The 5,864-nt window shown below is 64.6% G+C and carries 5 protein-coding genes and 2 pseudogenes; 5 read left to right on the forward strand and 2 right to left on the reverse strand.

The annotated features are described in order from the left end of the window. Window positions 1–505: 505 nt before the first annotated feature. The 5 genes and pseudogenes from IRZ12_RS17595 to IRZ12_RS15010 all read left to right on the forward strand — a co-directional run. Window positions 506–979 (forward strand): annotated as a pseudogene (locus IRZ12_RS17595) (tripartite tricarboxylate transporter substrate-binding protein); the annotation flags it as partial. Between the two features lie 106 nt (window positions 980–1,085). Then, window positions 1,086–1,364: a tripartite tricarboxylate transporter substrate binding protein gene (locus IRZ12_RS14995; protein ID WP_296470020.1), complete on the forward strand. Its 279-nt coding sequence runs from the start codon at window positions 1,086–1,088 to the stop codon at window positions 1,362–1,364. Window positions 1,365–1,375: 11 nt separating this feature from the next. Further along, complete coding sequence (locus IRZ12_RS15000; protein ID WP_296470024.1) at window positions 1,376–2,581, forward strand: FAD-dependent monooxygenase; 1,206 nt, start codon at window positions 1,376–1,378, stop codon at window positions 2,579–2,581. Then, window positions 2,578–3,627, forward strand: coding sequence for an amidohydrolase family protein (locus IRZ12_RS15005; protein WP_296470027.1), 1,050 nt, complete (start codon window positions 2,578–2,580; stop codon window positions 3,625–3,627). Before IRZ12_RS15000 ends, IRZ12_RS15005 begins: the two co-directional genes overlap by 4 nt. Further along, complete coding sequence (locus tag IRZ12_RS15010) at window positions 3,624–4,601, forward strand: tripartite tricarboxylate transporter substrate binding protein (RefSeq protein ID WP_296470030.1); 978 nt, start codon at window positions 3,624–3,626, stop codon at window positions 4,599–4,601. Before IRZ12_RS15005 ends, IRZ12_RS15010 begins: the two co-directional genes overlap by 4 nt. 50 nt (window positions 4,602–4,651) lie before the next feature. Here IRZ12_RS15010 and IRZ12_RS15015 read toward each other — a convergent pair whose 3' ends face one another. Further along, window positions 4,652–5,701, reverse strand: a complete 1,050-nt coding sequence (locus IRZ12_RS15015; RefSeq protein ID WP_296470033.1) for a CYTH domain-containing protein — start codon at window positions 5,699–5,701, stop codon at window positions 4,652–4,654. 24 nt (window positions 5,702–5,725) lie between these two features. After that, window positions 5,726–5,864, reverse strand: a pseudogene (locus tag IRZ12_RS15020) (ABC transporter permease); the annotation flags it as partial.

The following is a 5,864-nucleotide window of genomic DNA, read 5'->3' on the forward strand; positions in this document are numbered from 1 at the left end:
CAATAGATATAAGACATATATTAGACAAATTAACACCCCCTCCATAGAATCGATCGCACACCAAGAGGCGAAGCGAGGTCGCCGAGGACACAAAAGCACGACTACGGAGACAAGAACCGATGGCGCGCAAAGCGAAATGATTCTGGCCGCAATGCCCGCATGACGGGCAGCGCCGGCTGCTCCGCGCATTCAGTATCCGGGCTTGCTGCCCGCTGATGGAAACGAGGCCAGCGCCTATCAAGGCGAGGGCGGGGACGCTTTTCGCCCGGGCTTCATGACTTCACGGTCAGCGTGGCTGACGGAGGCCTTGCCGTCTGCTACGTCAGCTGTGGTCCGGCAATTCGAACCGAAGGGACATGACATGACCTTTCCCGCCTTGCTGCCCCCCCGCGCGCTGATGATGGCTCTCATCTTGGCCTCGGCAAGCTTTTCGCCCTTGCACGCCACCGCTGCGTGGCCCGAACGACCGGTCACGATCGTCGTGCCCTACACACCAGGCACCAGCATGGACACCCTGGCACGCACCATCGGGCCGAAGCTGTCGCAAAAGCTGGGCCAGCCCGTCGTCGTCGAAAACCGCCCCGGAGCCAGCGGCAACATCGGCACCGGCTATGTGGCCAATGCCGCACCCGATGGCTACACGCTGCTCATGACGGTCAGCACCTTCGTGATGAACCCCAGTCTCTTCAAAACCGTCCCCTACGACCCCCTGAAGAGTTTCGCGCCGATCGGCCGGGTTGCCGTCGGAACGCTGGTGTTCGCGGTACATCCGGATTTTCCGGCAACCTCGCTTGCGCAAGCCATACAGCTCTTCCGCGACCGGCCGGCCCAGTATGCCTATGCATCACCAGGCAATGGCACGCCGCAGCACCTGGCAATGGAGCTTTTCAAGCTGCACGCGGGCGTGGACCTCATGCACGTCCCCTACAGCGGTTCGGCTGGGGCCGTTACCGACCTGCTCGGTGGGCAGGTCCAGGCCATGATCCTCCCGGCAAACACCGCGCTGGCGCACAAACAGGCCGGGAAGCTGCGGGTGCTGGCCACGACGCAGGAAAGGCGCGACGCAGGAAAGGCGGATCGACGTCATGCCCGACGTCCCTACCCTCGCCGAACAAGGGGTGCGCGGGGCGGAAGTCGATCTATGGTTCGGCCTGCTGGCGCCCAAGAATACGCCGGAGGCCGTCGTGACCCGCCTGAACGGCGAGGTCAACGAAATCCTCGCCATGCGCGAGGTCAAACAAAGCCTGGACAAGCAAGGATTGATCGTCGCGCCCGGCACGCCCTCGGCCTTTTCCAGCCTCGTAGCGAGTGAATACACGCGCTGGGCCCAGGTCATCAAGCAATCCCGAATCACCGCTGACTGACTGTACCGAAGATGAAGAAACATCCCCTGACCCTGATCGTCGGCGCCGGAATCGGCGGCTTGACCGCCGCCGCGTGCCTTCTCCAGCGCGGGCTCCCCGTACGCGTTTTCGAACAAGCGCCGGCGCTTGGCGAGGTCGGCGCCGGCGTGCAGTCCAGCGCAAATGCCGTCAAGGTGCTGTACGACCTGGGACTGCGGGAGGCGCTCGAGCAAACCGTCGTGCGCCCCCAGTCCTTCGAGTTCCGCCGCTTCGATACGGGCGAACTCATGCATCGGATTCCCCTCGGTCAGGAACACGAGCGACGCCACGGCGCTCCGTATTTCCACATCCACCGCGCCGACCTTCACGACCTGCTCGCCAGGGCCGTTCTGAAAATGGATCCGGAGAGCATCGTCCTGGGCGCGCGCGCCGACCGGTTCGAAGAGAACGAACATGGCGTGACGCTACACCTGGCCGACGGACGCCGGGTCAGCGGGGACGTCCTCGTCGGTGCGGATGGGATCAAATCGACGATCCGGGCCCAGATTCTCGGACCGACACCGGTCAGCTACACCGGGGACATCGCCTGGCGCGCCGTCATCCCTACGGACCGCCTGCCGCCCGACATCATGGACACGGTTTCGGCCGTCTGGTGCGGCCCCAAGAAGCACGCCGTGATGTACTACCTGCGGGCCCGCAAGCTGCTCAATTTCGTGGGCCTGGTCGAGTATCCGCACCCGGAGAATGAATCCTGGACACAGAAGCGCCCATGGATAGACCTGAAGGCGGACTTCGAAGGCTGGCACCCCACGATCCAGATGGTGATTGACGCGATCGACCGCGATGGGTGCTATCGCTACGCCCTCAACCATCGCACGCCGGTACATAACTGGAGCACCGCCCGCGCCACGCTGCTCGGCGATGCGGCTCACCCGACGCTGCCGTACCTCGCATCGGGAGCCGCCATGGCCATCGAGGACGGAGCCGTGCTGGCGCGCTGCCTCGCCGCGATCGACAACGTATCCGACGCCTTGCAAAGCTATCAGAACGGCCGCTTGGAGCGCACGGCGGCCGTCGTGCACGAGTCGGCACGGAACCGCGATCTCTATCGCATCGAAGACGAAGCCGAGATGCGTCGCGCCTTTCACGAAAAGAACATGAACAAGACCCGTTCGGAATGGCTTTATTCCTATGACCCTTTGACCGTGCCGCTGGCCGCAGCCAAGGAACACGCATGAGAAAGATCGATATCTACAGCCATGTAATGCCGTCGCGTTACCTGGAAATAATGAAGACACACTCCAAAGACCCGGGCATCGTCAAGCGCATGAGCAACCTGCGCATGCTGTGGGACATGGAGGCACGCATGGAAATGCTCTCGCAGTGGCCCGACATGCAGCAGGTCCTGACCCTGGCCCTGCCTCCCCCCGAAGCGCTGGGCGATGCCGACGCCTCCCCCGGCTTCGCGCGCGTGGCCAACGACGAGATGGCAGCCATCGTCGAGAAAAATCCTAAAGTCTTTCCGGCGTTCGTCGCGGCGCTGCCGATGAACAACGTCCCCGCTGCGCTGGAGGAAATGGACAGGGCGATCAATCAGCTGGGCGCCCGGGGCATCCAGGTCACGACCAGCGTGAACGGCCGCCCGCTCGACGACCCGGAATTCTTTCCGGTCTTCGAGCGTGCCACCCAGGTACACGGCGTGCCAGTGTGGATGCACCCGTTCCGGCCGGCCTCTCAGGCGGATTATCCGGTCGAGGACAAATCCAAGTTCGAAATCTGGCAAGTGCTGGGCTGGCCGTATGCCACGAGCGTCGCCATGGCACGCATGGTGTTTTCGCAGATCTTCGATCGCCTGCCCGATCTGCGAGTCATCACACATCATTGCGGCGCGATGATCCCCTACTTCGGTGGCCGCGCCGAAACGCTATGGGCCCAGCTCGGCAGCCGCAGCGCGGATGAGGACTACAGCGGCCTGCTCGAGCGCATGGCCAAGAAACCGATCGATTACTTCAAGATGTTCTATGCCGACACAGTACTGGGCGGTTCGGCATCGGCGCTGCGCTGCGGCCTGGATTTCTTCGGCAGCGACAAAGTGGTCTTCGCCAGCGACTGCCCCTTCGATCCGGAGGAAGGCCCCATGTTCATACGCGAAGGAATACGATCGATCGAATCGCTGAACCTGACAGAGGACGAAAAGAAAAAGATCTATCTGCTCAACGCCCTCAAGTTGCTCGGGCTCGAAGACGAGCTGCGGCAGCCGGCGCCTGAAGGAGATGCCCGATGAAGCCCTGCCGGCTGATACTTGGCGCCGTGGCATTGGCGGTTCCCTGGATAGCTTCGGCGGCGCCGTCCGACAGCACGTTCGCTGTCCGCCCCGTGACCCTGGTCGTACCGTTCACGGCCGGCTCGGGTATCGACATCATCGCGCGCACGATCGCGCCCCGGCTCAGCGAACGGTTGAAACAGCCGGTGGTGGTCGACAACAAAGCGGGCGCCAGCGGCAACATTGGCGCCGACCAGGTCGCCAAGTCGCCCGCCGACGGCTACACCCTGATGGTGACCGTCAACACCTTCACCATCACGCCGGCGCTGTACAAGAGTCTGCCTTACGACCCCGTCAAGGACTTCGCTCCCATCGCCCGGATGACCATTGGCAATCTGGCCCTGGCCATCAACCCCTCGGCGGTGCCGGTATCCAGCTTCGACGAACTCGTTGCCTACGTTCGCGCCCGGCCGGGGCAGCTCAACTATGGCTCGCCCGGCAAGGGAACGCCTCAGCACTTGGCGATGGAGATCCTGAAGAACCACCTGAAGCTCGACATCGTGCACGTGCCCTACAAGGGAGCGGCCGGCGCCAGCACAGACCTGATGAGCGGCCAGATTCAGATGATGGTGCTGCCGGTGCACACCGCCCTGCCTCTTGCCGCCACCGGCAAGGTCCGGATCCTTGGCGTATCGGGGCAGAAACGTTCCGAGTTGGCCCCGGATGTGGCGAGCTTCGGCGAACTGGGTCTGGAGAGCCTGGACATCGATATGTATTATTGGCTCGCCGCGCCCGCCGGCACGCCGGCAGCCATCGTCGACGAGCTCAATCGCCACGCGGCGGCCATCATAGGATTGCCGGACGTTCGCGAGACGCTCCTGAAGCAAGGCATGGTGCCCACCTCGAGCTCGCCGGGCGAGTTGTCCGAGATGATCGCCCGCGATGTCGCGCGCTGGAAAGCGTTCATAGCCGAGAACGGCATCGTTGCGGATTGACCGCCAGTCCCGGCCGTCGCCGGGCTCCGGGCGCGTCATTCCGCCGCGTATCAGGCGCTCCAGCCTTCCCGCGCACCCACGTTCCAGGCCAGCAAGCCCAGCAACCACGCCTGGAACGCCGCGGAGGCCGCCAGCTTGGCGGCCTCCGTGCTTCCCGCTCCCGTACTGCGACCCAATAACCCGCAATACGCGCAGGCCGCTACCCGCAGCGGCGCGGGCGGCAGACCGCCGGCGTGCCTGCAAAGGCGCCATGCGCCAAGCAGGCGACGCAAGCCGGCGCGCAGCTGGCGCGCGTGGCAGGCATCGGTCCTCCCCGCGCCTGGCGTCCCCCAGACAGCGGCCAGGGGCTCGGCATTGCGGGCGATGTGTTCGATGCACTCGGCCGTCGCCGCGGCCAATGCCTCGGCCGGCGTCATATGGGATGCTGAATTCATGCGCCGGGCGACACGCGGCGCTCGCAACAGCGCGAGCTCGGTCTCGCGCATCGCGTGGCGGTCCCCCGGTGCGGCGGCCTCGATACGGGCCGCGGCGTTGGCCAGCGCATCTCCCCGCTCGGCCTTGCTGCGTAAGTCCATGACCAGCCCGTATGGCGTCAGCCACCGGCCAGCTACCGAGAACAGGAACGAAGGCTGCCCCGAAATCAGCTCGAACTCCAGCTCACAGAGGGGCAACTCGAGCTCACCGGCCCGTATCACGCCCACGTCGAATGCAAGCTCGACCATGCCCGCCGCGGTCTGCTCGACCCGGGTACTGCGGCGGACGTCGGTTTCGTAGCGAACGCCCAGCTGGTCGGCCAGGCCGGCGAGCACCGCCTCGGCTGGCGTCCCGGCATAGACCGAAAGATCCAGGCGGCGCGCCGGGCAAGGGTGATTCAGTTCAATACGCGATAAGGCATCGGCGCCGGCCATCTTGAAGGTCTGCACCCACTCGCCGCGTTCCAGCCGCAGCCGGATCGCCGCTCTGCCTTTGGCCAGCCGGCGGTCTGCCGTATCGAAATACTGGGCCCGGAGATGGTCCCGCTCCGAATCCGCCCCGACCGCAGCCGCAATACTCTCGCGCGACGCCTTGGGAATGGCAAACTTGAGTTCTCGTTCCAGCATGGACGAAGCCAGTTCCGCTGCGTTCTAGAACCGCGTATTGCGGGTGACCGACCATCTGGCCGACAGCGCTCCCAGTGCGGAGACCCCGGCCACGAACACCGCCAGCCATTCCCACTGCGGCAGGCGCAGGGCGAACTCTGTGCCGTAACTGTGCGCCAGGTCA

Source organism: Pigmentiphaga sp., from assembly GCF_019689535.1.
Classification (GTDB): domain Bacteria; phylum Pseudomonadota; class Gammaproteobacteria; order Burkholderiales; family Burkholderiaceae_B; genus Pigmentiphaga.